General features: G+C 57.2%; 26 protein-coding genes and 1 other RNA gene. 16 read left to right on the top strand and 11 right to left on the bottom strand.

Going from position 1 to position 26,501, the window contains the following annotated elements; translation table 11 throughout:
* Window position 1 precedes the first annotated feature (1 nt).
* The 7 genes from ACQUTD_RS01565 to ACQUTD_RS01535 form a co-directional block, all read right to left on the bottom strand.
* Entirely contained in the window at window positions 2–1,219 is a 1,218-nt protein-coding gene (locus ACQUTD_RS01565) for a CehA/McbA family metallohydrolase (RefSeq protein WP_072569806.1), read from the bottom strand.
* A complete protein-coding gene (locus ACQUTD_RS01560; protein ID WP_473274629.1) occupies window positions 1,216–2,829 on the bottom strand; it encodes a PTS transporter subunit EIIC in 1,614 nt (537 codons plus the stop codon). The genes ACQUTD_RS01565 and ACQUTD_RS01560 overlap by 4 nt, the downstream gene beginning before the upstream one ends.
* A gap of 273 nt (window positions 2,830–3,102) precedes the next feature.
* Window positions 3,103–3,780 (bottom strand): ATP-binding cassette domain-containing protein, encoded by a 678-nt coding sequence (locus ACQUTD_RS01555; RefSeq protein WP_473274630.1) that lies wholly within the window; start codon window positions 3,778–3,780, stop codon window positions 3,103–3,105.
* Complete coding sequence (locus ACQUTD_RS01550; RefSeq protein ID WP_473274631.1) at window positions 3,777–4,451, bottom strand: ATP-binding cassette domain-containing protein; 675 nt, start codon at window positions 4,449–4,451, stop codon at window positions 3,777–3,779. Before ACQUTD_RS01550 ends, ACQUTD_RS01555 begins: the two co-directional genes overlap by 4 nt.
* The gene (locus ACQUTD_RS01545; RefSeq protein ID WP_473274632.1) at window positions 4,439–5,146 is read right to left on the bottom strand and encodes an energy-coupling factor transporter transmembrane component T; all 708 of its coding nucleotides are present in this window, start codon (window positions 5,144–5,146) and stop codon (window positions 4,439–4,441) included. Before ACQUTD_RS01545 ends, ACQUTD_RS01550 begins: the two co-directional genes overlap by 13 nt.
* Complete coding sequence (locus ACQUTD_RS01540) at window positions 5,147–5,725, bottom strand: ECF transporter S component (protein ID WP_473274633.1); 579 nt, start codon at window positions 5,723–5,725, stop codon at window positions 5,147–5,149.
* Window positions 5,726–5,751: 26 nt separating this feature from the next.
* Window positions 5,752–6,171, bottom strand: a complete 420-nt coding sequence (locus tag ACQUTD_RS01535; protein WP_473274634.1) for a PCC domain-containing protein — start codon at window positions 6,169–6,171, stop codon at window positions 5,752–5,754.
* A gap of 372 nt (window positions 6,172–6,543) precedes the next feature.
* Between ACQUTD_RS01535 and epd the strand changes: the two genes are divergently transcribed.
* From epd to ACQUTD_RS01495, 8 genes are all read left to right on the top strand, one after another.
* Window positions 6,544–7,563, top strand: coding sequence for an erythrose-4-phosphate dehydrogenase (epd, locus tag ACQUTD_RS01530; protein WP_318363766.1), 1,020 nt, complete (start codon window positions 6,544–6,546; stop codon window positions 7,561–7,563).
* Window positions 7,564–7,611: 48 nt separating this feature from the next.
* Complete coding sequence (pgk, locus tag ACQUTD_RS01525) at window positions 7,612–8,775, top strand: phosphoglycerate kinase (protein ID WP_072569815.1); 1,164 nt, start codon at window positions 7,612–7,614, stop codon at window positions 8,773–8,775.
* A gap of 95 nt (window positions 8,776–8,870) precedes the next feature.
* Complete coding sequence (fbaA, locus tag ACQUTD_RS01520) at window positions 8,871–9,950, top strand: class II fructose-bisphosphate aldolase (RefSeq protein ID WP_318363767.1); 1,080 nt, start codon at window positions 8,871–8,873, stop codon at window positions 9,948–9,950.
* A 286-nt stretch (window positions 9,951–10,236) separates the two neighbouring features.
* Window positions 10,237–11,226, top strand: coding sequence for a bifunctional threonine ammonia-lyase/L-serine ammonia-lyase TdcB (tdcB, locus tag ACQUTD_RS01515; RefSeq protein ID WP_473274636.1), 990 nt, complete (start codon window positions 10,237–10,239; stop codon window positions 11,224–11,226).
* Between the two features lie 20 nt (window positions 11,227–11,246).
* Complete coding sequence (tdcC, locus tag ACQUTD_RS01510; protein ID WP_473274637.1) at window positions 11,247–12,578, top strand: threonine/serine transporter TdcC; 1,332 nt, start codon at window positions 11,247–11,249, stop codon at window positions 12,576–12,578.
* Between the two features lie 152 nt (window positions 12,579–12,730).
* Window positions 12,731–13,603 carry a small-conductance mechanosensitive channel MscS gene (mscS, locus tag ACQUTD_RS01505; protein ID WP_072569819.1) on the top strand — a complete coding sequence of 291 codons (873 nt, stop codon included), beginning with the start codon at window positions 12,731–12,733 and terminating at the stop codon, window positions 13,601–13,603.
* A 183-nt stretch (window positions 13,604–13,786) separates the two neighbouring features.
* The gene (gene argO / locus ACQUTD_RS01500) at window positions 13,787–14,419 is read left to right on the top strand and encodes an arginine exporter ArgO (RefSeq protein ID WP_072569820.1); all 633 of its coding nucleotides are present in this window, start codon (window positions 13,787–13,789) and stop codon (window positions 14,417–14,419) included.
* 96 nt (window positions 14,420–14,515) lie between these two features.
* Complete coding sequence (locus ACQUTD_RS01495; RefSeq protein WP_072569821.1) at window positions 14,516–15,280, top strand: oxidative stress defense protein; 765 nt, start codon at window positions 14,516–14,518, stop codon at window positions 15,278–15,280.
* A gap of 87 nt (window positions 15,281–15,367) precedes the next feature.
* Here the strand turns inward: ACQUTD_RS01495 and argP are convergent, their stop codons facing one another.
* Window positions 15,368–16,261, bottom strand: a complete 894-nt coding sequence (gene argP, locus ACQUTD_RS01490) for a DNA-binding transcriptional regulator ArgP (RefSeq protein ID WP_072569822.1) — start codon at window positions 16,259–16,261, stop codon at window positions 15,368–15,370.
* Between the two features lie 110 nt (window positions 16,262–16,371).
* On the opposite strand from argP, the gene rpiA reads away from it, so the two are divergent.
* Both rpiA and serA read left to right on the top strand, forming a co-directional pair.
* A complete protein-coding gene (rpiA, locus tag ACQUTD_RS01485; protein WP_072570136.1) occupies window positions 16,372–17,031 on the top strand; it encodes a ribose-5-phosphate isomerase RpiA in 660 nt (219 codons plus the stop codon).
* Between the two features lie 253 nt (window positions 17,032–17,284).
* Window positions 17,285–18,517 carry a phosphoglycerate dehydrogenase gene (serA, locus tag ACQUTD_RS01480; protein WP_318373491.1) on the top strand — a complete coding sequence of 411 codons (1,233 nt, stop codon included), beginning with the start codon at window positions 17,285–17,287 and terminating at the stop codon, window positions 18,515–18,517.
* A 37-nt stretch (window positions 18,518–18,554) separates the two neighbouring features.
* Here the strand turns inward: serA and ACQUTD_RS01475 are convergent, their stop codons facing one another.
* The 3 genes from ACQUTD_RS01475 to zapA all read right to left on the bottom strand — a co-directional run bounded on the left by ACQUTD_RS01475 (window position 18,555) and on the right by zapA (window position 19,740).
* On the bottom strand, window positions 18,555–19,151 hold the full coding sequence (locus tag ACQUTD_RS01475) for a 5-formyltetrahydrofolate cyclo-ligase (RefSeq protein WP_473274639.1): 597 nt from the start codon (window positions 19,149–19,151) through the stop codon (window positions 18,555–18,557).
* A gap of 34 nt (window positions 19,152–19,185) precedes the next feature.
* A non-coding RNA gene (gene ssrS, locus ACQUTD_RS01470) (6S RNA) lies at window positions 19,186–19,369 on the bottom strand.
* Window positions 19,370–19,410: 41 nt separating this feature from the next.
* Window positions 19,411–19,740 (bottom strand): cell division protein ZapA, encoded by a 330-nt coding sequence (gene zapA / locus ACQUTD_RS01465; RefSeq protein ID WP_072569826.1) that lies wholly within the window; start codon window positions 19,738–19,740, stop codon window positions 19,411–19,413.
* Window positions 19,741–19,944: 204 nt separating this feature from the next.
* Here zapA and ACQUTD_RS01460 point away from each other — a divergent pair, with 204 nt between their 5' ends.
* From ACQUTD_RS01460 to gcvH, 6 genes are all read left to right on the top strand, one after another.
* Window positions 19,945–20,523, top strand: a complete 579-nt coding sequence (locus tag ACQUTD_RS01460) for a YecA/YgfB family protein (protein ID WP_158684869.1) — start codon at window positions 19,945–19,947, stop codon at window positions 20,521–20,523.
* 26 nt (window positions 20,524–20,549) lie between these two features.
* Window positions 20,550–21,866, top strand: coding sequence for a Xaa-Pro aminopeptidase (pepP, locus tag ACQUTD_RS01455; protein WP_072569828.1), 1,317 nt, complete (start codon window positions 20,550–20,552; stop codon window positions 21,864–21,866).
* Entirely contained in the window at window positions 21,863–23,041 is a 1,179-nt protein-coding gene (gene ubiH, locus ACQUTD_RS01450; RefSeq protein ID WP_473274642.1) for a 2-octaprenyl-6-methoxyphenyl hydroxylase, read from the top strand. Before pepP ends, ubiH begins: the two co-directional genes overlap by 4 nt.
* Before the next feature lie 215 nt (window positions 23,042–23,256).
* On the top strand, window positions 23,257–24,459 hold the full coding sequence (ubiI, locus tag ACQUTD_RS01445; RefSeq protein ID WP_473274644.1) for an FAD-dependent 2-octaprenylphenol hydroxylase: 1,203 nt from the start codon (window positions 23,257–23,259) through the stop codon (window positions 24,457–24,459).
* Window positions 24,460–24,913: 454 nt separating this feature from the next.
* Window positions 24,914–26,008 (top strand): glycine cleavage system aminomethyltransferase GcvT, encoded by a 1,095-nt coding sequence (gcvT, locus tag ACQUTD_RS01440; RefSeq protein ID WP_473274645.1) that lies wholly within the window; start codon window positions 24,914–24,916, stop codon window positions 26,006–26,008.
* A gap of 25 nt (window positions 26,009–26,033) precedes the next feature.
* Window positions 26,034–26,423, top strand: a complete 390-nt coding sequence (gene gcvH / locus ACQUTD_RS01435; RefSeq protein WP_072569833.1) for a glycine cleavage system protein GcvH — start codon at window positions 26,034–26,036, stop codon at window positions 26,421–26,423.
* The last annotated feature ends 78 nt before the right edge of the window (window positions 26,424–26,501 follow it).

Below are 26,501 nucleotides of genomic sequence, written 5' to 3'. Positions count from 1 at the left end.
ATTATCCTCGATAAATAGGGTTGGTCAGCAATTGCGCCACCGGGCCGCGGTTGATGCGCAGCAGGGCGAAGGCCGCATCCTGCACGTCAATTTCCTGGTTCACATCGCCGTAGCGATTGGGCACCACGATGACGGTGTTGTCGGTGTAGAGCAGCACGCTGTTGTCTTTATGGGTGCGGAGCTTGACGTGCAGGATCCCGCCGCTGGTGGTGTCGCCCGGGCCTGCCTCGCCAATACAGAAGCGGTGCAACTGCGTCTGGTCATCGCTTTGCATATAGCTGCGCCCGGCGACCAGCGCAGAGAGGATGTCCTGGCGCTCGCGGCTGATGGCGCGTACCCACATGTACGGCCAGCGCAGCCCTTTTTCTTTATGAAAATCGCTGCCCGCCACGGCGCTGATTTTTTCGCCCTGGCAGAGCTGGTGATGCCAGTAGTTAAAAGCGTCTTCGTTGCCGGTCTGCCCGTCCCACGGCCCGTTCCAGATCTCCAGCCAGTCGTGGTCCGCAAAACGGTTCTGCCACGGGCAGTAGTGGCAGAAAGGGTGATTAATACCGATGCGCGCCCCGTTGCGGCGGGCTTCGGCAATGCGCCCGGCGATGTCATCTTCGGTAAAATGCGGCAGAAAGTTCACCACCGGCCGGGTGACGCCCAGCAGGTTGGCGTGGCCGCGCTCGCTGGTCAGCTCCATGCCGGGGATCAGGCACAGTGAGGCGTTAATGCCCGCGATTTCATGGTTCTGCGAAATGGTGTTGTGGTCGGAAAAACAGAGGAAATCGAACTCCATCTGGCGGGCGCGGGCAATCAGTTCGTTCACCGTTAAGCTGCCGTCGCTGTGCACAGAATGCACATGCGTGTCGCCTTTCAGCCAGCGCGGAAATTTCGGGTACAGGGTGATCTCCACCACCACTTCGCAGAGGCGGCGGATCTTATGCAGCCCGAGCAGCACGTGCCATTTGCCGTTAACGATGCTGGTGCGCTGATAGCCGGGCGAGGCGAAATTTTCGCTCAGCGTGATGGTTTTACGCGCGCCGCCGCTCCAGCCGTTGATGCGGTCATTGATCATCAGCCCCATATCCACCACGTTACCCGGCGTGAAGCGGTAGCTGATGTCGATGCGCTCGGTATTCAGACCGGGATCGAACTCCAGGCGGCGCAGAGTTTTTTCCTCATGGGGTGAAACCTTCAGGATTCGGGTCAGTGTCACCGGCTCGGTATTCATGCTGTTTCTCCTTCGTCTAACAGTTCCTTGCAGTCACCGGCGATCATCACCACCTCGGCGCCATAAATAATCTGGAAGGCCCGTTCGCTGACCTGCACATAGCCTTTCGCCCGCAGCGTTTTCTTCCACACCGCTTCAGGGGCGACGCGGGAGCCGTCTTTCACCTGCACGCGCAGGCGGGAGATGCAGTTGTCGAACTGCTCGATATTCTCTTTGCCGCCGAAAGCCTCGATGATGTGCCGGGCGAAGCGCATTCCCTGTTGCTCGTTAAAATCCTGTTTGCTGTAAAGCCGGGTCGTTGCCTCATCCTCTTCGCGCCCCGGCGTCATGACGTTGAAGCGCAGGATCAAAAAGCGAAACAGTGCGTAGTAGAGAACAAAAAACAGCGGTACCAGCCACAGATAGCCCCATAAATTGAGTTTCGCGGGCTGGAGCAGCACCGGCAGGATGTCTTTCAGGCTGCCGCCGTAGATGGACACGTTCGCCATTTCGGTAAGCACAAAGGCGAGGCCAGTCAGCGGCACATGCACCAGATAAAACAGCCAGGGAGCGACAAACAGAAAGGTGTATTCGATGGGTTCGGTGACGCCAAACAGGATCATGGTGGCCACCACCGGGATCAATAAGCCCGCCACGACTTTTTTATGCGGCGATTTCGCGCACTGGTAGATGGCCAGCGCCGCCCCCGGCAGCGCGCCAAAATGCACCACCACGCGGCCGGACTGAAAGCCGCGCACCAGCAGCTGCGGCGTCTCCTCGCAACCGAGCTGCGCCATATAGATATTGGTGGTGCCGCTTACCAACTGGTTGCAGACGTTCATGGAGCCGCCCAGCTCCGTCAGCCGGATCGGCGTGGTGATCAGATGATGCAGGCCGACGGGCAGCAAGGATTTATCCGCCACCGCCCAGATAAAGGTGCCGAACAGACCTGAATTGCCGATAAGCCTGCTGAACTGCGCCAGCATGCCGCCCAGCGGCGGCCAGATAAAATAAAGCAGCACGCCGAGCAGCGATCCGGCCATCAGCGTGACGATAGGCACCGTGCGCGTACCGGCAAAAAAGGAGAGCACCAGCGGCAGTTTGACGTTATATAAGCGGTTATGCAGCCCGGCGGTGATCAGGCCCACCGCCATACCGCCGAATACGCTCATGCGGTAGGAGAACATCCCCAGCTCGCTGGTATAAATCGAGGCGCGCTGTACGGCGGCAATGTCATTCAAATGCTGTTGCTGCCGGAAAAATTCAACGCTGGTGGTTTGCGGCGTAATACCATTTAATTCCAGCAGGGTGGCGATAATAAAATGCATCGCCATAAAACAGACCGCGCCGGAAAACGCCGCCCAGCCTTTTTCTTTTTTCGCCAGACCGAAGGCCACGCCAATGGCGAAGAACAGCGGCAGGTTGCGAAATACCACGTCGCCGGTGGCTTTCATCACGCTGAAGGTCGTAAATAAAAGCGAGCCTTTGGTAATGATGTTCTGTAAATGCAGCGCTTCGATGGTGCCGCTACTGGTGAAGGCGCTGCCAAAGCCCATAAACATTGAGCCGACGGTAATGATGGAGATTGGCACCAGCATCGCCTGGCCAATCATTTGCATTGTTTGCTTCATAAAAATCCTTTTTTACGGGCTTTAATTATTCATTTGAATAATGTATTGAAGCATCCCGGTTTATTTATTTTGTGTGATATTGACTGCGGTAATTACTATTGCGCTATTTTCTTTCTTCTCCTGAAAATAATTATTTATTATCAGGCTGACGAGCGCGAATATAACGATTTAACGGCGCGGATTTTGTGATGTGAACAGCGTAACGCTATCAATGCAGAGGATATTTGTAAGCAAAAGATGCCGCGGTTCACGGCATTATTAGCGGTTTCGTTATCAGGAAAGGGATGGCGCGGGCAGACCATCGGCGCTGATTTGCCCGTCAGCCAGGCGAATAACGCGGGGAAAGTGTCGGCGGGTAAAATCATAATCATGGCTGATGGCGAGTAACGTCGTCTGCCGCTGGCGACAGACCGCCAGCCACGCTTCAAAGCGTGCTAACCAGCGTGCGTCAAAATCCCGGCTCGGCTCATCCAGCAGCAGCACCGGCGGGGCCATCGCCTCCAGGCTTGCGACCGCCACCATTCGCCGCTGGGCAGCATGCAGATCCAGCGGATGCGCCTGCGCCACGTCCGCCAGGCCGCACAACTCAAGCGCCGCGCGGGCGCGTTGCTCTATAATAGCGGCGGGGAGCTGTTGCAGCCTCAGGCCAAAAGCCACTTCACTCAGCACCGTGCTGTGCAGGATCTGGTTTTCCACCTCCTGAAACAGCACGCCGATCTGTGCGGCGCGCTGTGGGGCGTTGAGCGCTGACAGCCGCTGCCCTTTCAGTAAAACCTCACCCTGCTGCGGAGTCAGCAGACCCGCCATCAGGCGCAGTAGCGTGGATTTTCCGGCGCCATTATCGCCGGTTAACGCCACCCATTCGCCGCGCTCAATGTTCAGCGTGAGGTGATGCAGACAGTTTTCAGCGGCCGCGGGCCAGCGAAAGGTAAGGTTATGCAAAGCGATCATAGAGCGATCAGTCCTGTTTCATCGAGCTGCCACATCTGGCGGCAAAACGCCTGCGCTGGCTGGCGGTGACGTTCAAAGAGCATCACCAGTGCCCCGCTAGCATTCGCCCATTCCGCCAGGCGGCTAAGCATTTGTTGCGTGGCCTGCGGCGTCAGACGGCTGAAGGCCTCGTCGAGCAGCAGCAGGCGCGGCTGCATCGCCAGCGCACAGGCGATCACCACCCGCTGGGCTTCGCCGCCGGAGAGCGTGGCGGGGTGCCGGTGACGCAGCGGCAGGCAATCGGTAAGCGTCAGGGCGGCTTCAAGCCGGGCGCGGATCTCACCTTCCGCAAGGCACAGGTTTTCCGGCCCGAAGGCAATTTCTTCTTCCACGCTGAAGGTACAGCCGGAGAGTTGCAGGGCAGGGGACTGCTGCACCAGTTGGACGGTCTGCGCCTGTTCGGGCAGCGACCGTTCACCCGGCGGCTGGCCCAGGATCCGCCCGGTTCCGCTAAGGGTGCCGGGCAGATAATCCGGATACCATCCCGCAAGCAGCTGCGCGAGGGTGCTTTTGCCGCTGCCATTACCGCCGAGGATCGCCACCATGCCCGGCTGCGCGATCTGCAAATTCAGGCTGCGCGGCGGCGCGGCGCTGCGCGCGGGCTGAAAGCAGAGGTTTTCTAGCGTAACCATAGCCAGGCTCCGGTTTCTGCCAGCATCAGCGCGAGCAGGGTATAACGCAGCGCACGCTGGCGGCGGCTGTCGGGGGGCGACCATAAGGTGGTGCGGGTGCGGTGCAGGCGAAAGGCCCGCATATCCAGCGCCGCGCCGCGTACCGGCAGATCGTTAAGCGCCCCCTGGACGAGCGGCACGATCAGCGCCGGGATGGCGCGCAACCGCTGATACCAGCGACCATCCAGCGGGACGCCGCGGGCGCGCTGCGCTTCATGAATGCCCGCCAGCCGGTGTTTAAGCTGTTCGGCAATCAGCAGCGGCCCGGAAAACAGATATGCCACGCCCGGCGGCAGTCGGCTGGCAAAAAGCGCGCGGATAAACTGACGTACCGGCACGAAAGCCATCCACAGTTGCGACGTGGCGACGATGGTCAGAATGCGCTGCCACAGGACGATCGCCTGCGCCCAGTGGCTGGCATCGCGCGGCTCACCGCTCAGCCAGGCCACCAGCCAGCCGCCGTGCACCAGCCACATGCCGACGCCGAGGGACGCCATCAGCCAGGCCACATAGCGGGCGCGGGGGCGGGTGGCGCGAAACATCAGCAGGCTGATGAAAGCCGCGCCGCTTACCACCGTCAGCAACGGCCCGGCGGGGAGCAGCAGAGCCGTGCAGGCCACCAGACTCCACAGCGTCAGGGAGGTAAAAGGATGCATTCAGCGCACAGCCGACATGGTCGGGAAACGGCGCGTGGTGCGCAGCGGCAACTGACGCAGCAGGATCCAGACGATCGCCGCCGTGAGGATCTTATCCACCAGATTCGCGCCCACCACCGTCAGCGCCACGGATTCGATCAGATCGTTCCCCATGGATCGCGCCCAGGCGACAACCAGATCCGCGCCGCTGCCGGTGACGCCGCCAAACAGCGCGGTGCGGATCGGCACCGCCACTATCGTGACCGCCAGGGTGATCAGGATCCCGCTGACAATGACCCTGGGCAGGGTGCGGAACCAGCCGAGCCGCGCCAGCCAGCCTGCCGTCAGGCCTATCACCATCGCCACCGGTGCAAAGGCGGCGGCAATGGGATCGGTTAATAATCCCCACAGCAGGTTAGTGAGTAAACCGGTCAGCATGCCGACAACCGGCCCCAGCAGGACAGCGCTCAGCAGCGTGCCGATGGAATCAAGAAAAATCGGCAGCCTGAGCATACTGATAAGCTGCCCGCCGATCATATTGATGGCGACGGAAATAACGATCAGAACCAGCGTCTGGCTGGAGAGTGGGCGACGCGCCATAGCAACCTCTTTGATTTAAGCGACAGTTAACAGGAATGGACAACGAGTTCGTCATAGCCGGAGAGCGGGCAGGGCTGGCGCGAAAACGACAGCGCCGTCAGTTCGCCAATCACCAGTTCCAGGGTGGTGCGCACCGTGCAGCCGGACATAACGTGACCGCCCAGCAGCGTGCCCTGTTCGTCGGCAATGCTCAGGTGCAGATGCTCCCCCGTTAATTCCAGCGTGCCGGACAGCGAGATGAGTTCGTAGGTGCCGGTAAGCCGGGTGCTTTCATCGCGGCCCGCATAGCGCAGGGCGACCTCCGTCAGGCTGCCGGTAGCGCCGGCAATCCATGCGGCCTGTAGCCCGTGAAGGGCCATAAACTGACGTAATTCCGTTAACAGCTCCTGACCGGGAGCGAGGCGCAGCGCGTAAAACCGCGCCGCAGAGGCAATGGACTGATTCATGGGATGAGTAAACTCCGAAACTCGGACGTGAGCCGAATATTAAGAGTGACGGCGGTTCTGTGTACTGATGTATATCATTAAAATATTCCGCCGTTATGACGCTTTTATTCTTTAGAAATGCCCGTTACGGGAAAGGATGGCCGCAGCGTGAGGGGGTAAAAGTGTGATGCAGATCAGATTACTGTCGTTCATCGCCGGGCGTCGATTCCTTTTATTCCGCGTTTCGCTTATTCTAGCTGAAGCGTTTCAGTCGATTAAATTTTCGACAAAATATTAACAGGTCGCAGTTTGCGACAGGTAAGGTTTCCCTTGTTGTGCCGCTGCATTATTCTGTCAGCCACAGCAAATCAGGGACAGCCTTGCAGGAGATCTATGACCGTACGCGTGGCGATAAATGGCTTCGGTCGCATCGGGCGTAACGTGGTTCGTGCTTTATATGAATCCGGGCGTCGTGCGGAAGTGAGCGTGGTGGCAATCAATGAACTGGCGGATGCTGCGGGCATGGCGCATTTGTTGAAATATGACACCACCCACGGGCGTTTCGCATGGGATGTCCGTCAGGAACGCGAACTGCTGTATATCGGCGATGACGCCATCCGCCTGCTGCATCAGGAAACCATTGAGGCGCTGCCCTGGCGTGAGCTGGGCGTGGATGTGGTGCTCGACTGCACCGGCGTGTACGGCAATCGCCAGCACGGCGAAGCGCATCTGGCGGCAGGCGCTAAAAAGGTGCTGTTTTCGCATCCCGGCAGCCACGATCTCGACGCCACCGTGGTCTTTGGCGTAAATCAGCATACCTTGCGTGAAGATGACCGCATTGTATCTAACGCCTCCTGTACCACTAACTGCATTATTCCGGTGATCAAACTTCTTGATGACGCTTACGGCATTGATTCCGGCACGGTAACGACGATCCATTCGGCGATGAACGATCAGCCGGTGATCGACGCCTGGCACGCGGATCTGCGCCGCACGCGCGCCGCCAGCCAGTCCATCATCCCGGTCGATACCAAACTCGCGGCGGGCATCACCCGTTTCTTCCCGCAGTTTGAAGATAAATTCGAAGCCATTTCCGTGCGTGTGCCGACGATAAACGTCACCGCAATCGACTTAAGCGTCACGGTGAAGCAACCGGTAAAAGCCATAGAAGTCAACCTGTTGCTGCAAAAAGCGGCACAGGGTGCATTTCATGGTATAGTTGACTATACGGAATTACCGTTGGTCTCAGCAGATTTTAACCACGATCCGCACAGTGCCATTGTGGATGGTACGCAGACGCGGGTCAGTGGGGCGCACCTCATCAAAACGCTGGTGTGGTGTGATAATGAATGGGGCTTTGCTAACCGAATGCTCGACACGACGTTAGCCATGGCAGCGACTGGTTTCAGGTGAGATGCACATTGCATCTGCCAAACTTTAAAAAAAACGAGAGGATTCACCATGTCTGTAATTAAGATGACCGATCTGGATCTGGCTGGTAAACGTGTTTTTATCCGTGCGGATCTGAACGTACCGGTTAAAGATGGCAAAGTCACCAGCGACGCGCGTATCCGTGCTTCTCTGCCGACGATTGAGCTGGCGCTGAAACAGGGTGCGAAAGTGATGGTTACTTCTCACCTGGGCCGTCCTACCGAAGGCGAGTACAACGAAGAATTCTCTCTGCTGCCGGTAGTTAACTACCTGAAAGACAAACTGTCCAGCCCGGTTCGCCTGGTAAAAGACTACCTGGACGGCGTTGAAGTTGCCGCCGGTGAGCTGGTGGTGCTGGAAAACGTTCGCTTTAACAAAGGCGAAAAGAAAGACGACGAAACCCTGTCTAAAAAATATGCCGCGCTGTGCGACGTATTCGTGATGGACGCCTTCGGTACGGCGCACCGCGCGCAGGCTTCCACCCACGGCATCGCGAAATTCGCGGACGTGGCGTGCGCAGGTCCGCTGCTGGCGGAAGAACTGGACGCGCTGGGTAAAGCGCTGAAAGAACCGGCTCGCCCGATGGTAGCTATCGTCGGTGGTTCTAAAGTCTCCACCAAACTGACCGTTCTGGATTCCCTGTCCAAAATCGCTGACCAGCTGATCGTGGGCGGCGGTATTGCGAACACCTTCGTCGCCGCTCAGGGTAATAACGTAGGTAAATCCCTGTACGAACCAGACCTGGTTGACGAAGCAAAACGTCTGCTGACCACCTGTGACATCCCGGTTCCGACGGATGTTCGCGTAGCGACCGAGTTCTCTGAAACCGCGACCGCGACCCTGAAATCTGCCAGCGACATCAAAGATGAAGAGCAGATCCTCGATATGGGCGATGTTTCCGCACAGAAACTGGCTGAAATCCTGAAAAACGCTAAAACTATTCTGTGGAACGGCCCGGTAGGTGTGTTCGAGTTCCCGAATTTCCGTAAAGGTACCGAAATCGTGGCGCACGCTATCGCCGACAGCGAAGCGTTCTCCATCGCCGGTGGTGGTGATACCCTGGCAGCCATCGATATGTTCGGTATCGCTGACAAAATTTCCTACATCTCCACTGGCGGCGGTGCGTTCCTCGAATTCGTGGAAGGCAAAGTGCTGCCTGCAGTAGCTATGCTCGAAGAGCGCGCTAAGCAGTAAGTTTGATCAGGCGGGGAAACCCGCCTGATTTTCAGCGCGCTTTGCTAAAGCACGCGCTCCCTTTTTCTAACGGCCAAGATACAGGACTACGTAACATGTCTAAAATTTTCGATTTCGTAAAACCTGGCGTGATCACTGGTGATGACGTTCAGAAAGTGTTCCAGGTAGCTAAAGAAAACAACTTCGCTCTGCCGGCAGTTAACTGCGTTGGTACCGACTCCATCAACGCCGTTCTGGAAACCGCTGCGAAAGTGAAAGCGCCGGTAATCGTTCAGTTCTCTAACGGCGGCGCAGCCTTCATCGCTGGTAAAGGCGTGAAGACTGATATTCCGCAGGGCGCGGCAATCCTGGGCGCTATCTCTGGCGCGCATCACGTACACCAGATGGCTGAGCACTACGGCGTGCCGGTGATCCTGCACACTGACCACTGCGCGAAGAAACTGCTGCCGTGGATCGACGGTCTGCTGGACGCGGGTGAAAAACACTTTGCGGCGACCGGCAAACCGCTGTTCTCTTCCCACATGATCGACCTGTCTGAAGAGTCTCTGGAAGAGAACATCGAAATCTGCTCCAAATACCTGGAGCGCATGTCCAAAATCGGCATGACCCTGGAAATCGAACTGGGTTGCACCGGTGGCGAAGAAGACGGCGTGGACAACAGCCACATGGACGCTTCTGCACTGTACACCCAGCCGGAAGACGTTGATTACGCGTACACCAAACTGAACGCTATCAGCCCGCGCTTCACCATTGCGGCGTCCTTCGGTAACGTACACGGCGTTTACAAGCCGGGTAACGTGAAACTGACTCCGACCATCCTGCGTGATTCTCAGGAATACGTCAGCAAGAAACACAACCTGCCGCACAACGCTCTGAACTTCGTGTTCCACGGCGGTTCCGGTTCTACTGCGCAGGAAATCAAAGACTCCGTAAGCTACGGCGTTATCAAAATGAACATCGATACCGATACCCAGTGGGCAACATGGGAAGGTATCCTGAACTACTACAAAGAAAACGAAGCCTATCTGCAGGGCCAGCTGGGCAACCCGAAAGGCGAAGACCAGCCGAACAAGAAATACTACGATCCGCGCGTATGGCTGCGCGCTGCACAGACGTCCATGATCACCCGTCTGGAGCAGGCTTTCAAAGAACTGAACGCGATTGACGTTCTGTAATCTGAAATAAGCTGTGTAAATGGCTTCCTCCGGGAAGCCATTTTTATTTCCGGGCTATTATTTCGCTTTAAAACATTCATCACACTTATTCATCCGCTAATTGTGAGTCAAGGCACATAACCTGCCGTGTGGGATAAGTATGATCGTTGTCGTTGCGTTGAAAATAATAATGAAGCTATTGCAAACACAATAACCATAATGAGTCGCGAGGGTATTCAGGCGAATATCTTCGTAAAACGTAAATTACAGCGCGCTGTAATTTATCTCTGGTTATTGCGAGGAAAGGATGCACATTCAACACGATCTGCCCGTCACTATTGACGATATTTTAGACGCTAAGAAAAGGCTCACCGGACATATCTACAAAACCGGGATGCCCCGCTCAAATTACCTAAGTGAATGCTGCCACGGCGAAATTTATTTAAAATTTGAAAATATGCAGCGTACCGGCTCGTTTAAAATTCGCGGTGCGTTCAATAAACTCAGTTCGCTTACCGACGAGGAACGTCAGCGCGGGGTGGTAGCCTGTTCCGCCGGTAATCATGCGCAGGGTGTCTCGCTATCCTGCGCCATGCTTGGTATCAACGGCAAAGTGGTGATGCCCGTCAGCGCGCCGAAATCGAAAGTCGCCGCCACCAGCGATTATTCCGCCCAGGTGGTGATGCACGGTGAAAATTTTAACGATACCATCGCCAAAGTCAGCGAAATTGTCGAAATGGAAGGACGTATTTTCATTCCGCCATACAACGATGAAAAGGTCATTGCCGGGCAGGGAACGATTGGCCTTGAGATTTTAGAGGATCTCTATGATGTCGATAACGTCATTTTACCGGTCGGCGGCGGCGGTTTAATTGCCGGGGTCGCGCTGGCTATCAAATCTATTAACCCCACTATCAATATTATCGGCGTGCAGGCGGAAAATGTTCACGGTATGACCGCCTCGTTTCGCGCCGGGAAAATAACCAGCCATCGCAACGCAGGTACGCTGGCGGACGGCTGCGATGTTTCACGTCCCGGCGATTTAACCTTTGAGATCGTCAATGCATTAGTCTCAGATATGATTCTGGTCAGCGAAGATGACATTCGCCACAGCATGTTAGCGCTGATCCAGCGTAATAAGATTATCGCCGAAGGGGCAGGGGCGCTGGCCACCGCTGCATTATTAAGCGGCAAGCTCGACGATATTATCAAAGGGCGAAAAACCGTCAGCCTTATTTCCGGCGGGAATATCGATCTTTCGCGGGTCTCCGCTATTACCGGCGCCGGTGAATTCTGAAGGCATAAAAAGGATATTTTATGAGCACAACTGACAGCACCATTCTCAGCCAGCAGGACAAAGCGCTATGGCGTAAATCCGACACCACCTGGACGCTGGGATTATTCGGCACGGCCATTGGCGCAGGGGTATTATTCTTCCCGATCCGCGCCGGATTCGGCGGCTTAATTCCTATTCTTTGTATGCTGCTGCTGGCGTACCCGATTGCCTTTCTCTGTCACCGCGCGCTGGCCCGGCTGTGCCTGTCCGGCAGCAAGGTATCGGGCAATATCACCGAAACGGTGGAAGAGCACTTCGGCAGGACCGGCGGCGTGGTGATCACCTTTCTCTACTTCTTCGCCATCTGCCCGCTGCTGTGGATTTACGGCGTTACCATTACCAACACCTTTATGACCTTCTGGGAAAATCAGCTCCAGTTGATGCCGCTAAACCGTGGCCTGGTGGCGCTGGCGCTGCTGCTGTTAATGGCGGTGGTGATCTGCTTCGGTAAGGATCTGATGGTCAGGGTGATGAGCTGGCTGGTATTTCCGTTTATCGCCAGCCTGGTACTGATCTCCCTGTCGCTGATCCCCTACTGGAACAGCGCGGTAATTGACCAGGTTAACCTGAGCGAGATTTCGCTGGCCGGTCATGACGGTATTCTGGTGACGGTGTGGCTCGGTATCTCCATTATGGTGTTCTCCTTTAACTTCTCACCCATTGTCTCCTCTTTCGTGGTCTCCAAACGCGAGGAGTATGAAGCGGATTTTGGCCGGGAATTTACTGAACGCAAATGTTCACAAATTATCTCCCGCGCCAGCGTATTGATGGTGGCGGTGGTGATGTTTTTCGCCTTCAGCTGCCTGTTTACCCTGTCGCCGCAGGATATGGCGGACGCCAAAGCGCAAAATATTCCGGTGCTCTCTTATCTGGCAAACCACTTCGCCGCCATGAGCGGCAGTAAATCCACCTTTGCCACCGTGCTGGAGTATGGCGCGTCCATTATTGCGCTGGTGGCTATTTTTAAATCCTTCTTTGGCCATTACCTTGGCACCCTGGAAGGGCTGAACGGCCTGGTAGTCAAGTTTGCTTACAAAGGCGATAAAACCCGCGTCTCCACCGGCAAGCTGAATACCATCAGCATGCTGTTTATCATGGGTTCCACCTGGATTGTGGCCTATGCGAATCCGAATATTCTCGATCTGATCGAAGCCATGGGCGCGCCTATTATCGCTTCGCTGCTGTGTTTATTGCCGATGTATGCCGTGCGCAAAGTCCCGCAGCTTGCGAAATATCAGGGCAAAGCCGACAACCTGTTCGTTACCCTGATCGGCCTGCTGGCCATTCTCAACATCCTCTACAAACTATTTTGATCGGCTAAAAATGCCACGACGGAGAGGGAAACCTCTCCGTTAATCCGTTGAAATCTGGCAGATGATCTTTTTTATGGTTACCCTTTGTTGACCTGTCTCACGCCTGCAACGTGAGTGTTACGCCGTTTTGGCAAGAAAAAAAGGAACCGTAAATGGACGATCTTAACGTGGTTGGCAGCATCAATAGCGCAGGGGGATGGCTGGTACATAACCAGGCATTACTGCTGAGTTATGCGGTGAATATCGTGGCGGCTATCGCCATTATCATCATCGGGATGATCATCGCGCGTATCATTTCCAACGGCCTCAATCGCCTGATGCTGGCGCGACATATTGACGCCACCGTGGCGGACTTTTTATCGGCGCTGGTGCGCTATGGCATTATCGCCTTTACGCTGATTGCCGCGCTGGGGCGTGTCGGGGTGCAAACCGCCTCGGTGATCGCCGTGCTGGGCGCCGCCGGTCTGGCCGTTGGTCTGGCATTACAGGGGTCGCTGTCGAACCTGGCCGCGGGCGTGCTGCTGGTAACCTTCCGCCCGTTCCGCTCCGGCGAATATGTTGATTTGGGCGGTGTGGCCGGTACCGTGCTGCATGTGCAGATTTTCTCTACCACGCTGCGCTCTGCCGATGGCCGCTATGTGGTGATCCCGAACGGTAAAATCATCGCCGGGAATATCATCAACTTTTCCCGTGAGCCGGTACGCCGCAACGAATTTATCATCGGCGTGGATTACGACGCGGATATCGATCTGGTGAGAAAACTGCTGACGGAGATCATCGAATCGGACGACCGCATTCTTAAAGATCGCGAGATGACCGTTCGCATGAACGAGCTGGGCGCCTCAAGCGTGAACTTTGTGATCCGCGTCTGGAGCAACAGCGGCGATCTGCAAAACGTTTACTGGGACGTGCTGGAACGCATCAAGAAAACCTTCGATGCCAACGGCATTAACTTCCCGTATCCGCAGATGGATGTGCATCTGAAACGCGAAAAAGCGGAAAAGCAGGCGGAAGCGGAAGCCTGACCTGAGCATCAATGCCCGGCTACGTTGCCGGGCGGCGACTTCGTCCTGCCCGGCCTACAGGTGGTACCCTGGCCGGGCAGAGTATTATTAACTCCACTTATCCCCGATTAAAATTATCCATTTCCGCTAATAACTGCCGCCCGGTATAGTCGGCGCATTCCTTATTAGCGTGAGTAATTCCAGGTGTTAACTTATTATATTCAGGGGCTTGCCCTCGGCGCGGCTATGATTTTACCCCTCGGCCCGCAAAATGCGTTTGTCATGAATCAGGGCATTCGCCGCCACCATCATTTGCTGGTCGCCTCGCTGTGCGCGGTGAGCGATTTACTGCTGATTTGTGCCGGGATCTTTGGCGGCAGCGCATTGCTGATGCAGTCGCCGTGGCTGCTGGCCATCGTCACCTGGGGCGGCGTGGCGTTCTTGCTGTGGTACGGCTTTGGCGCGCTGAAAACGGCGCTCGGCAGCCAGCCAGAGCTTGCCAGTGGGGAAGTATCAAAACAGGGCCGCGGGCGGATCATCGCCACCATGCTGGCGGTCACCTGGCTTAATCCCCATGTCTATCTCGATACCTTCGTGGTGCTCGGCAGTCTGGGCGGGCAACTGGCCGAAATGCCGAAACGCTGGTTTGCGCTCGGCACCATCAGCGCCTCCTTCCTGTGGTTTTTCAGCCTGGCGCTGCTGGCGGCCTGGCTCGCCCCGCGTCTGCGTACCGCCACTGCCCAGCGCATTATTAATACGCTGGTGGGCGGCGTGATGTGGTTCATTGCCTTTCAGCTGGCCCGCGAAGGTGTCCATCACTTACAGGCGCTGTGGTAATCAGACCATACCTTATGGACAAGCGTGCTGAAAACGCTAAGCTTGCTGGCAGAAGCCTGTATTTTTGGGCGATTGTCATGACATGGAGGAACTACAGTGAAGTTTAACGTTATAGCCCTGGCAGCAATGGTTGGATTAGGTGCGATGTCGGTACAGGCAAGCGAATTGCCGAACGGGCCGCACATCGTTACTTCGGGCACGGCGAGCGTCGATGCGGTTCCGGATATTGCCACCCTGGCAATTGAGGTCAACGTAGCGGCCAAGGATGCCGCCTCTGCCAAGAAACAGGCAGACGATCGCGTGGCGCAGTATTTAGGCTTCCTCGAGAAAAACGGCGTTGCCAAAAAAGACATCAACTCCGCCAACCTGCGCACTCAGCCGGATTACGACTATCAGGACGGCAAAAGCATTCTGAAAGGCTACCGCGCGGTACGCAGCGTGGAAGTGACCCTGCACGAGCTGGATAAACTTAACTCCCTGCTGGATGGCGCGCTGAAAGCGGGCCTGAACGAAGTACGTTCAGTCACCCTGGGCGTGGCGCAGCCGGAAGAGTACAAAGACAAAGCGCGTAAAGCGGCGATTGACGATGCGAAGCATCAGGCTGAACAGCTGGCGGCAGGCTTTAACAGCAAGCTCGGTCAGGTGTACAGCGTACGCTACCACGTTTCCAACTATCAGCCGACCCCGATGGTACGGATGATGAAAGCGGATGCCGCCCCGGTATCAGCCCAGGAAACCTACGAGCAGCCGACCATTCAGTTTGACGATCAGGTTGACGTGGTGTTTGAACTGCAACCGGGCGCAAACGCGGCACCGGCGCAGTCCACGCCAGCCAGCCAGCCGGCTCCGGCAGCACAGTAAGGTTGGTTGTGTGCCGGGTGGCGCTTACGCTTACCCGGCCTACATCCATACGTAGGCCCGGCAAGCGCAGCGCCGCCGGGCAAAATCCTAATCCTGACGCAATACCCGATGACCGTGCGCTAACAGCGCATCGGTGACGTTGCGCATCATGCGGCTCTCCGGCGCAAAGCGGTGCCAGTAGAGCATCCGGCGCTGGAACAGGCCCGGCGTGAGATCAATCAGCTCACCGCTGTCTAACTCTCTTTCAATCTGCAAATGCGGGATCATGCAACAGGTGGTGCCCTGACGCGCCAGCTGCACGAAGGCTTCCGACGAGTTCACGATATGGCAGGGCACGCTGCCCGGCGGCAGGTCGAAATTCTGCTGTAAAAAGGCCTGATGCATATCATCCAGATGGTCGAACGCCACGGCAGGCGCTTTCAGCAAGGCCTGGCGGGTTACGCCGTTCGGAAAATAGCGCTCAGCAAAGGCTTTCGAGCCGACAAACAGGTAATCGAGCGCGCCCAGTTGGTCCACCAGGCAGCTTGGCAATGCCTGCGGTTGAATGGAGACCGCGCCCACCACTTCGCCACGTCGCAGCCGCTCCTGGGTACGGGTTTCATCTTCCACCTGTAAATTCAGGCGGATCGGCGAATCGGCCAGCACCGGGGCCAGCGCCGGTAGCAACCAGGTCGCCAGACTGTCGGCGTTGACCGCCAGCGACAGCAGCAACGGCGTGGAACCGATCTGCTCATCCCCGAGCCACTCCTCTTCCAGCAGTTCTACCTGACGCAGCAACGCCAGCAGTTTTTGCCCCTGTTCGGTCGGGCGCGGCGGCACGGTACGCACCAGCAGCGGCTGACCAAACATGTTCTCAAGCTGTTTAATGCGCTGAGAAACGGCGGACTGAGTGATACACAGCTTTTGCGCGGCGCGCTCGAAGCCACGCTCCCGGATGACCGCGTCAAGCGCCTGTAATGTTCTGTAGTCAGGACGTTTCATTGCTATAACTTATCCCCGTTTGTGATTAGGCGCACTATGACATAATTTTGGCGTCCTGGCGGGATGCATTTATAATGCGGGCAGGATTTTCTCACCACAGGCCAATGATCATGACGCAGGATGAACTGAAAAAAGCAGTTGGATGGGCGGCGCTCAAATACGTTGAACCCGGCACTATCGTGGGTGTGGGCACCGGCTCCACGGCGGCGCATTTTATTGATGCGCTCGGCACCATGAAAGGCCAGATCGAAGGCGCGGTATCCAGCTCCGATGCCTCCACCGCCAAACTGCAAAGTCTCGGCATTCACGTTTTTGATCTCAACGAAGTGGACCGTCTGGGCGTGTACGTTGACGGCGCTGACGAAATCAACGGTCAGATGCAGATGATCAAAGGCGGTGGCGCGGCCCTGACCCGCGAGAAAATTATCGCCTCGGTGGCCGACAAATTTATCTGCATCGCCGATGCCTCCAAAGAAGTGGCGATCCTCGGCGCATTCCCGCTGCCGGTTGAGGTGATCCCGATGGCGCGCAGCGCCGTGGCGCGTGAGCTGGTCAAGCTGGGCGGGCGTCCGGAATACCGTCAGGGCGTGGTGACCGATAACGGCAACGTGATCCTCGACGTGCACGGCCTGGAGATCATCGATCCCATCGCGCTGGAAAACGCCATCAACGGCCTGCCGGGTGTGGTGACGGTCGGGCTGTTCGCCAACCGTGGCGCGGATGTCGCGCTGATTGGCACCGCCGACGGCGTGAAAACCATCGTAAAATGATCTGGCGGGGAGCCTGCCTCCCCGTTAAAAAAATTTTGCGTGACAGATTTTGGTGACATCTATCACGTTTTTTATTCCGCTCTGATTTTCCTTCCGCAATCGTTTTCTTTTCCAGCATTTTCCTCTGCCAAATTCCGCTGTATGACTTTTCTTCAGAGCGCCGCCGCAAAGGTTCATATTGCTGCAATAGTTTTTTTTGATATGTTGGCTAAGGCGAACACACACATAAGTTATGACAAACAGGGTCGGGGAAATGGCAAAAGTATCACTGGAAAAAGACAAAATTAAGTTTCTGCTGGTGGAAGGGGTGCATCAAAAAGCAATCGATAGCCTCCGCGCCGCGGGTTACACCAATATCGAATTCCACAAAGGGGCGCTGGACAGCGAACAGCTGAAAGCCTCCATCCGTGATGCGCATTTCATCGGCCTGCGATCCCGTACCAACCTGACAGAAGAGATTTTCGCGGCGGCAGAAAAACTTGTCGCCGTGGGCTGCTTCTGCATCGGCACCAACCAGGTGGATCTGAACGCGGCGGCAAAACGCGGCATTCCGGTGTTTAACGCGCCCTTCTCAAATACCCGCTCGGTAGCGGAACTGGTGATCGGCGAGCTGCTGCTGTTGATGCGCGGCATTCCGGAAGCGAACGCCAAAGCGCACCGCGGCATCTGGAACAAGCTGGCGACCGGCTCCTATGAAGCGCGCGGCAAAAAGCTGGGGATTATCGGTTACGGCCATATCGGTACGCAGCTGGGGATCCTCGCGGAATCGCTGGGGATGCACGTCTTTTTCTACGACATTGAAAGCAAACTGCCGCTCGGCAATGCGACCCAGGTTCAGCATCTCTCCGACCTGCTGAACATGAGCGACGTGGTAAGCCTGCACGTACCGGAAAACGCCTCCACCAAAGATATGATGGGCGCGGAACAGCTGGCGCTGATGAAACCGGGTTCGCTGCTGATCAACGCCGCACGCGGCACGGTGGTGGATATTCCGGCATTATGCGAAGCGCTGCGCAGCAAACATCTGGCGGGGGCGGCTATCGACGTCTTCCCGACGGAACCGGCCACTAACAGCGATCCGTTTAACTCTCCGCTATGTGAATTCGATAACGTGCTGTTGACGCCGCACATCGGCGGCTCCACCCAGGAAGCGCAGGAAAATATCGGCCTCGAAGTGGCGGGTAAACTGGTGAAATACTCCGATAACGGCTCCACGCTGTCGGCGGTTAACTTCCCGGAAGTATCCCTGCCGCTGCACGGCGGTCGTCGCCTGCTGCACATCCATGAAAACCGTCCCGGCGTGCTGACTGCGATCAACCAGATTTTTGCCGAGCAGGGCGTGAACATCGCCGCGCAGTATCTGCAAACCTCGCCGCAGATGGGCTATGTGGTCATTGATATTGAAGCGGAAGAGGATGTGGCAGAGAAAGCGCTCTACAGCATGAAGGCGATCCCGGGCACCATCCGCGCCCGACTGCTGTACTGATTTTCCTTCACACTGACCCTCTCCCCAGGGAGAGGGGTTACCACATCCAGACTTTCGACGGCGTCACCACCGCCGGCAGCGGCACATCCCACTCTTCCACCGGCAGTTTCTCCACAAACTGACAATCATGGGCGTAACCCACCGGCGTCAGCGCGTACTGCTGCCAGTTTTGCAGCGTGCGGTCGTAAAAGCCGCCCCCCATACCCAGCCGTTGCCCCTGCGCGTCAAAGGCCACCAGCGGCGTGATCAGCACATCCAACTTGCTGAGCGGCAGCACGTCGCGCACATCCAGCTTCGGCTCATAGATTTTCAGCCGGTTCATTACCAGATCGCTTTGCGGATGGTAATGCAGAAACAGCAAGTTGCCGGGGCTGAAGGGGTGAAGCACGGGCAGATAAACCTGTTTGCCGCTGCGCCACAGCTGTTCGATAAGCGGACGGGTATCCAGCTCGCCATCAAAGGATAAAAACAGCGCGACGGTGCGGGCCATCACCACGGGCGGAAACGCCATCATGCGGGAGGCGGCCTGTTCGGCAAAGCGTAATTGTTGATCGGTGGTCAATGCGCGACGGCGCAGACGAATTTGCTGGCGAATGGTCTGACGGGGTGAAACCGGGAGTGTTGTTTGCGTCATGATAACGGCTGGTACAGGTAGTGGTAGAAGAAGGGGAATCTCCGAGATGCCGCCGCAGGCTGTAACCCTTGAACCCTTGGTTCAAGGTGAATGTGTCGTCACAGTTTTAAGGCTTCTCGGACGAACCGAGCATGCTCACCAACCGTGGAGCGCCACATTCTTGTGGTATGAAATATCGGCTCAGGGGACTGGCCCGCTTGCGAACATCTCAGAGAAATTTTTTCTTCATGGTCACTCTACCATAGTAGACCCTGAAGTGTTATTCAAACTTCGGCCCCGGTCTTTCTGTTATGCGACCCTGATCAAGCAATGCCTGTTCGATGGTCTGCTGTAACATCCGAATACGCTGCTCCATGTTGGCGGCGTAGTCGCGGGTTTTTGCCTTTTCCTGAGCAAGTTCGTAGCTGATGTTCAACGCGGCGATGAAAACCAGCTGCTCAGTATTTGTGACTCTAGTGCGTACTTTCAGATCTTGCAACCGCTGATTCAGATCTTCCGCAGCCTGATTCAAAGCATCCCTTTGTTCAGGTGGGCAATTCACTCGCAGTGAACGGCCAAAAATTTGGATATCGACGGGTTCTGCAGACATGCCACCTTCCTGCTGTTTGACTGCGCTCTGCCTTCCCAGCCGAGCCCTGGCTGCGAAGGGGCGTCACTATAGCTACCCTGATGAGAGGATTCAAGCCCTTTAACGGCACAAATACATTGCCTGAGGTAAGGCCTGACGGGTATATCACCAGGGTCCAAAGTGGTAGCATACCATGAATATTCCTCCCAACGACGACGAATGCGCATGTCAATACAGAACGAAATGCCTGGTTACAATGAACTTAACCAGTTACTCAATCAACAGGGCGTTGGCTTAACCGCGGCGGAAATGCACGGTCTGATCGGCGGGATGCTCTGCGGCGGCAACAAAGACGCCTCCTGGCAGCCGCTGTTGCACGACCTGACAAACGAAGGTCTGGCCTTTGGGCACGAGCTGGCGGAAGCCTTACGCAAGCTGCATGCCGCCACCAGCGACGCGCTGGAAGACGATGGCTTCCAGTTCCAGCTGTTTCTGCCGGATGGCGACGACACCACGGTTTTCGAACGTGCCGACGCCATGGCGGGCTGGGTCAACCACTTCCTGCTGGGCCTGGGCGTTACTCAGCCGAAGCTGGATAAAGTGACCGGCGAAACCGGCGAGGCGATTGACGATCTGCGCAACATCGCGCAGCTGGGCTACGAAGAAGACGAAGACCAGGAGGAGCTGGAGATGTCGCTGGAAGAGATCGTCGAGTATGTGCGCATCGCCGCGCTGCTGTGCCACGATACGTTCACCCGACCACAGCCAACCGCACCGGAAATGCGTAAGCCCACGCTACACTAAACTGTCTTGTTGAATATGGAGGTGTCATGACACAGCTTGAATTTCTTCGTCGCCGTCAGGCCTTACTGGCGCAGATGGCGCCTGCCAGCGCGGCTCTAATCTTCGCCGCGCCGGAAGTGACCCGCAGCGCCGACAGTGAATATCCCTACCGGCAGAGCAGCGACTTCTGGTATTTCACCGGCTTTAACGAGCCGCAGGCCGTGCTGGTGCTGATTAAAAGCGATGACACCCATAACCACAGCGTGCTGTTTAACCGCCTGCGCGATAAAACCGCCGAGATCTGGTTTGGCCGCCGTCTCGGGCAGGAAGCCGCCCCGGAAAAACTGGGCGTCGATCGCGCGCTGGCGTTCAGCGAAATCAACGAGCAGCTCTATCAGTTACTGAACGGCCTCGACGTGGTCTATCACGCGCAGGGCGAATACGCCTGGGCTGATGAGATCGTCTTTGCCGCGCTGGATAAACTGCGTAAAAGCGCGCGGCAGAACCTCACCGCGCCAGCCACCATGACCGACTGGCGTCCGATGGTGCACGAAATGCGCCTGTTCAAATCCGCCGAAGAGATCGAAGTGATGCGTCGCGCCGGGGAGATCACCGCCCTGGCGCACACCCGCGCCATGCAGGTCTGCCGTCCGGGAATGTTCGAATACCAGCTGGAAGGTGAGATCCTGCACGAGTTTTCCCGCCACGGCGCGCGCTTCCCGTCCTACAACACCATCGTCGGCAGCGGTGAAAACGCCTGCATCCTGCACTACACCGAAAACGAAAGTGAAATGCGCGACGGCGATCTGGTGCTGATTGACGCCGGATGCGAATACCAGGGCTACGCGGGCGACATTACCCGTACCTTCCCGGTAAACGGCAAATTCACCCCCGCCCAGCGCGCCATCTATGACATCGTGCTGGAATCTTTAGAGACGGCCCTGCAACGCTTCCGGCCGGGCGTCTCCATTCAGGACGTGACTGCCGACGTGGTGCGCATCATGATCACCGGCCTGGTGAAGCTCGGCATCCTGAAAGGCGAAATCGACCAGCTGATTGCCGACAACGCGCACCGTCCGTTCTTTATGCATGGCCTGAGCCACTGGCTGGGGCTGGATGTGCATGACGTGGGCGTTTACGGCGCGGATCGCTCCCGCGTGCTGGAGCCGGGCATGGTGATCACCGTCGAGCCGGGTCTGTACATCGCCCCGGACGCCGACGTGCCGGAAGAATACCGCGGCATTGGCGTGCGTATTGAAGACGATATTCTGATCACTGAAGACGGCAACGAAAACCTCACCGCCAGCGTGGTTAAAAAAGCCGATGACATCGAGGCGCTGATGGCGGCAGCGAAACGCGCATGAGCGTGATTATCGTGGGCGGCGGCATGGCAGGCGCGACCCTGGCGCTGGCCATTTCACGCTTATCAAAGGGAACGCTGCCGGTGCATGTGGTGGAAGCCATCGCCCCGGACGCCACGCGCCATCCGGGGTTTGATGCCCGCGCCATTGCGCTGGCGGAGGGCACCTGTCAGCAGCTGGCGCGGGTCGGTATCTGGCAACGCCTTGCCGACTGCGCTACACCTATTACCACCGTACACGTCAGCGATCGCGGCCATGCGGGTTTTGTCACTTTAGAGGCGCAGGATTACCGCGTGGACGCGCTGGGTCAGGTGGTCGAGCTGCATGATATCGGCCAGCGCCTGTTTGCCATGCTGAAAAACGCCCCCGGCGTGACGCTGCATTGTCCCGCGCGGGTCAATACCTTTTCCCGCACGGAAAACGGCGTCAGCGTGATGCTGGAAAATGGCGATCAGATCGACGGCACGCTGCTGGTTGCCGCCGATGGCTCCCGTTCGTCGCTGGGATCGCAAAGCGGCATTACCTGGCAGCAGACGCCCTATCATCAGGTGGCGGTGATCGCCAACGTCACGGTGTCCGCGAAACAAGCTGGCCGCGCCTTCGAGCGCTTTACCGAGCATGGCCCGCTGGCATTGCTGCCGATGACGCAGGGGCGCTACTCGCTGGTGTGGTGCCACGCAGAAAACAAGCGTGACGAGGTGCTCGCCTGGTCTGACGAAAAATTCTGTCACGAGCTGCAAAAAGCCTTCGGCTGGCGGCTCGGGCGTATCCTTCACGCCGGAACGCGCAGCGCCTATCCGCTGTCGCTGACCACCGCCTCGTCGTCCATTTCCCATCGCGTGGTGCTGGTGGGCAATGCCGCCCAGACGCTGCATCCTATCGCCGGGCAGGGGTTTAACCTCGGCATGCGCGACGTGATGACGCTGGCCGAAACCCTGACCAGCGCATGGGCCAGTCAGACGGACGTGGGTATTTATTCGGTGCTGTGCCAGTATCAAAAACGCCGCCAGGCCGACAAAGAGGCGACCATCGGCGTCACCGACGGGCTGGTGCACCTGTTCGCCAACCGCTGGGCGCCGCTGGTCGCCGGGCGCAATGCCGGTCTGATGGCAATGGAATTATTTACCCCGGCACGTGATGTGCTGGCGCAGCGGACGCTGGGCTGGGTCGCGCGCTAAGCCTGTCTTACCAGGCTATTTTATTTGCCATTTTGAACCTGGGCAGTGCTCAACAAAACACGTCAGTGTTTTGAACGCCCAAAAGGGCGGCCCTCTGGGCGAGCGAAGCGAGTAAATCCTCACGTACTGCAAGTACGCTCCGGTTTTTCCGCGCTGTCCGTGTTCAAACTGGCTGCAACAATTACGCCTGCTAAGCCAGGCTGCTGGAGTGAATTGTGCAAAGTGTAGATGTAGCAATTGTTGGCGGGGGCATGGTCGGGCTGGCTGTGGCCTGTGGATTACAGGGCAGCGGGCTGCGCGTGGCGGTGCTGGAACAGAACGCGCCGGTGCCGCTGGCCCCGGATGCGCCGCCTGAACTGCGCGTATCCGCCATCAACGCCGCCAGTGAAAAACTGCTGACGCATCTGGGCGTCTGGTCTGACATTCTGGCGCACCGCGTCAGCTGCTATCACGGCATGGAAGTGTGGGACAAAGACAGCTTTGGCCGCATCGCCTTTGACGACGAAAGCATGGGCTACAGCCATCTGGGACACATCGTCGAAAACGCCGTGGTGCATCAGGCGCTGTGGCAAAAAGCGCAGCAGAGCAGCGACATCACGTTGATTACCCCGGCCACGCTGCAACAGGTCGCCTGGGGCGAAAACGACGCCTTCCTTACCATGCAGGACAGCAGCATGCTGACGGCGCGCCTGGTGGTGGGCGCTGACGGCGCTAACTCCTGGCTGCGTAGCAAAGCCGATATTCCGCTTACTTACTGGGATTACGGCCATCACGCGCTGGTGGCGACCATCCGTACCGCCGAACCGCACAACGCCACCGCGCGTCAGGTGTTTTACGGCGACGGCATTCTGGCATTCCTGCCGCTGGCGGATCCGCATCTGTGCTCTATTGTCTGGTCGTTGCCACCGCGTGAGGCGGAAAAAATGCAGCAGGCCAGCACTGAAGACTTCAATCAGGCGCTGTGCGTGGCCTTCGACAATGCCCTTGGCCTGTGTCAGGTGGAGAGCGAGCGTCAGGTTTATCCCCTTACCGGACGCTACGCCCGTCAGTTTGCCGGTCATCGTCTGGCGCTGGTTGGCGACGCGGCGCACACCATTCATCCGCTGGCCGGGCAGGGCGTCAACCTGGGCTTTATGGATGCGGCAGTGCTGGTTAACGAGCTGCGTCGTCTGCATCGCGAGGGCAAAGACATCGGGCAGCATCTCTATCTGCGCCGTTACGAGCGCAGCCGCAAGCACAGCGCGGCGGTGATGCTCGCCGGGATGCAGGGCTTCCGTGGGCTGTTTGCGGGTAACAACCCGGCGAAAAAATTGCTGCGTGATATTGGTCTCAAGCTGGCCGACACCCTCCCTGGCGTGAAGCCGCAACTTATCCGTCAGGCGATGGGTCTCAACGACCTTCCCGACTGGCTGAAATAATCATTTTTTAGCCTTCCGCCTGAACTAAGATCCGCGTCACACTTTCCCTTCCCGGTTCCGGGAAGGGCAGCGTCTCCTCATTTGAAATAATCTAATTTCACCCGCTTTTTCAGATTACTTTTTCTCATGTCATGAATTTTCAGCGTCGGGAAATTCTCATGATTTTTGGTGAAAAATGTCACTTTACAGGGTCGGGAAGTTCAATTCTCCCTATAAAGAGAATGTTAATTACTCGTTATTAAGTTTTTTACGCTGTGCGGCTCTGCGGGTTTTCAGGTCATAAGCTAATGTGATGGCGCATTTTTACTTATGGTTTAGGGCGCTTTTCAGTGATAAGTTCAGGCGAAAGGTAACGTTTGCGTCGGCAACCTGAAAGGAGGCTGACGCCGGGGGTCGTGGCGGTTTTTATGACCCGGGAAATCCTTAACAGCCCCGCTTATTCAATGAGGAAAAGATGGCTCAGCAGACTCCTTTGTTTGAACAACACACGCTATGTGGCGCGCGCATGGTGGATTTCCACGGCTGGATGATGCCGCTGCATTACGGCTCCCAGCTTGACGAGCACCACGCCGTACGCCGCGATGCAGGCATGTTCGATGTGTCCCACATGACCATCGTCGATCTGAAAGGCACCCGTACCCGCGACTTCCTGCGTTACCTGCTGGCTAACGACGTAGCCAGACTTACCACCCCCGGCAAGGCGCTCTACAGCGGCATGCTTAACGCCTCCGGCGGCGTGATTGACGACCTGATCGTCTACTTCTTCAGCGAAGACTTCTTCCGCCTGGTGGTCAACTCCGCCACCCGCGAAAAAGATCTCGCCTGGATCACCGAACACGCCGCGCCTTACGCCATCGACATCAGCGTGCGCGACGATCTATCGCTGATCGCCGTGCAGGGCCCGAACGCCAAAGCCAAAGCCGCCACGCTGTTCAGCGATGAACAACGTGAAGCCGTCAGCGGCATGAAGCCATTCTTTGGCGTGGAAACAGGCGGACTTTTTATTGCCACCACCGGCTACACCGGCGAAGCGGGCTATGAAATCGCCATGCCGAATGAAAAGGCCGCCGAATTCTGGCATGCGCTGGTGGAAGCGGGCGTGAAACCCTGCGGCCTGGGCGCGCGCGATACGCTGCGTCTGGAAGCGGGCATGAACCTTTACGGGCAGGAGATGGATGAAGGCGTCTCTCCGCTGGCCGCCAATATGGGCTGGACCATCGCCTGGGAACCCGCTGACCGCGACTTTATCGGCCGCGAAGCGCTGGAAGCACAGCGTGAAAAAGGCACCGAACAGCTGGTTGGTCTGGTGATGACCGAAAAAGGCGTGCTGCGTAATGAACTGCCGGTGCGTTTCACTGACCACGACGGCAATCAGCAGGAAGGCGTTATCACCAGCGGTACCTTCTCACCGACGCTGGGCTACAGCATCGCGCTGGCCCGCGTACCGGCAGGCATTGGCGAAACCGCCATCGTACAGATCCGTAACCGCGAAATGCCGGTTACCGTTACCAAACCTGTTTTTGTGCGCATGGGTAAACCTGTCGCGTAACGCATTTTATTGTGGAGAAACCTTTATGAGCAATGTACCGGCTGAACTGAAATACAGTAAAGAACATGAATGGCTGCGCAAAGAAGCGGACGGCAGCTACACCGTTGGCATTACCGAGCACGCGCAGGAGCTGCTGGGTGATATGGTGTTTGTCGATCTGCCTGAAGTGGGCGCGACCGTCAGCGCGGGCGACGACTGTGCCGTTGCCGAATCCGTAAAAGCCGCTTCCGATATTTATGCGCCGGTCAGCGGCGAGATCCTGGCCGTCAACGACGCGCTGAGCGACACGCCGGAGCTGGTCAACAGCGAGCCGTACAGCGGCGGCTGGATCTTCAAAATTAAAGCCAGCGATGAAAGCGAAGTTGCCGCTCTGCTGGACGCCAGCGCGTATGAAGCGCTGTTAGAAGACGAGTAAATCTCCGCCGGATATTTCATTACTTTGCAGGCCCGGTGAGCGCCAGCGCCACCGGGCAAATCAGCCAGACCGTTTCAG

Source organism: Enterobacter sp. K510 (genome assembly GCF_055804875.1).
This window is presented reverse-complemented; position numbering and strand designations above follow the sequence as displayed.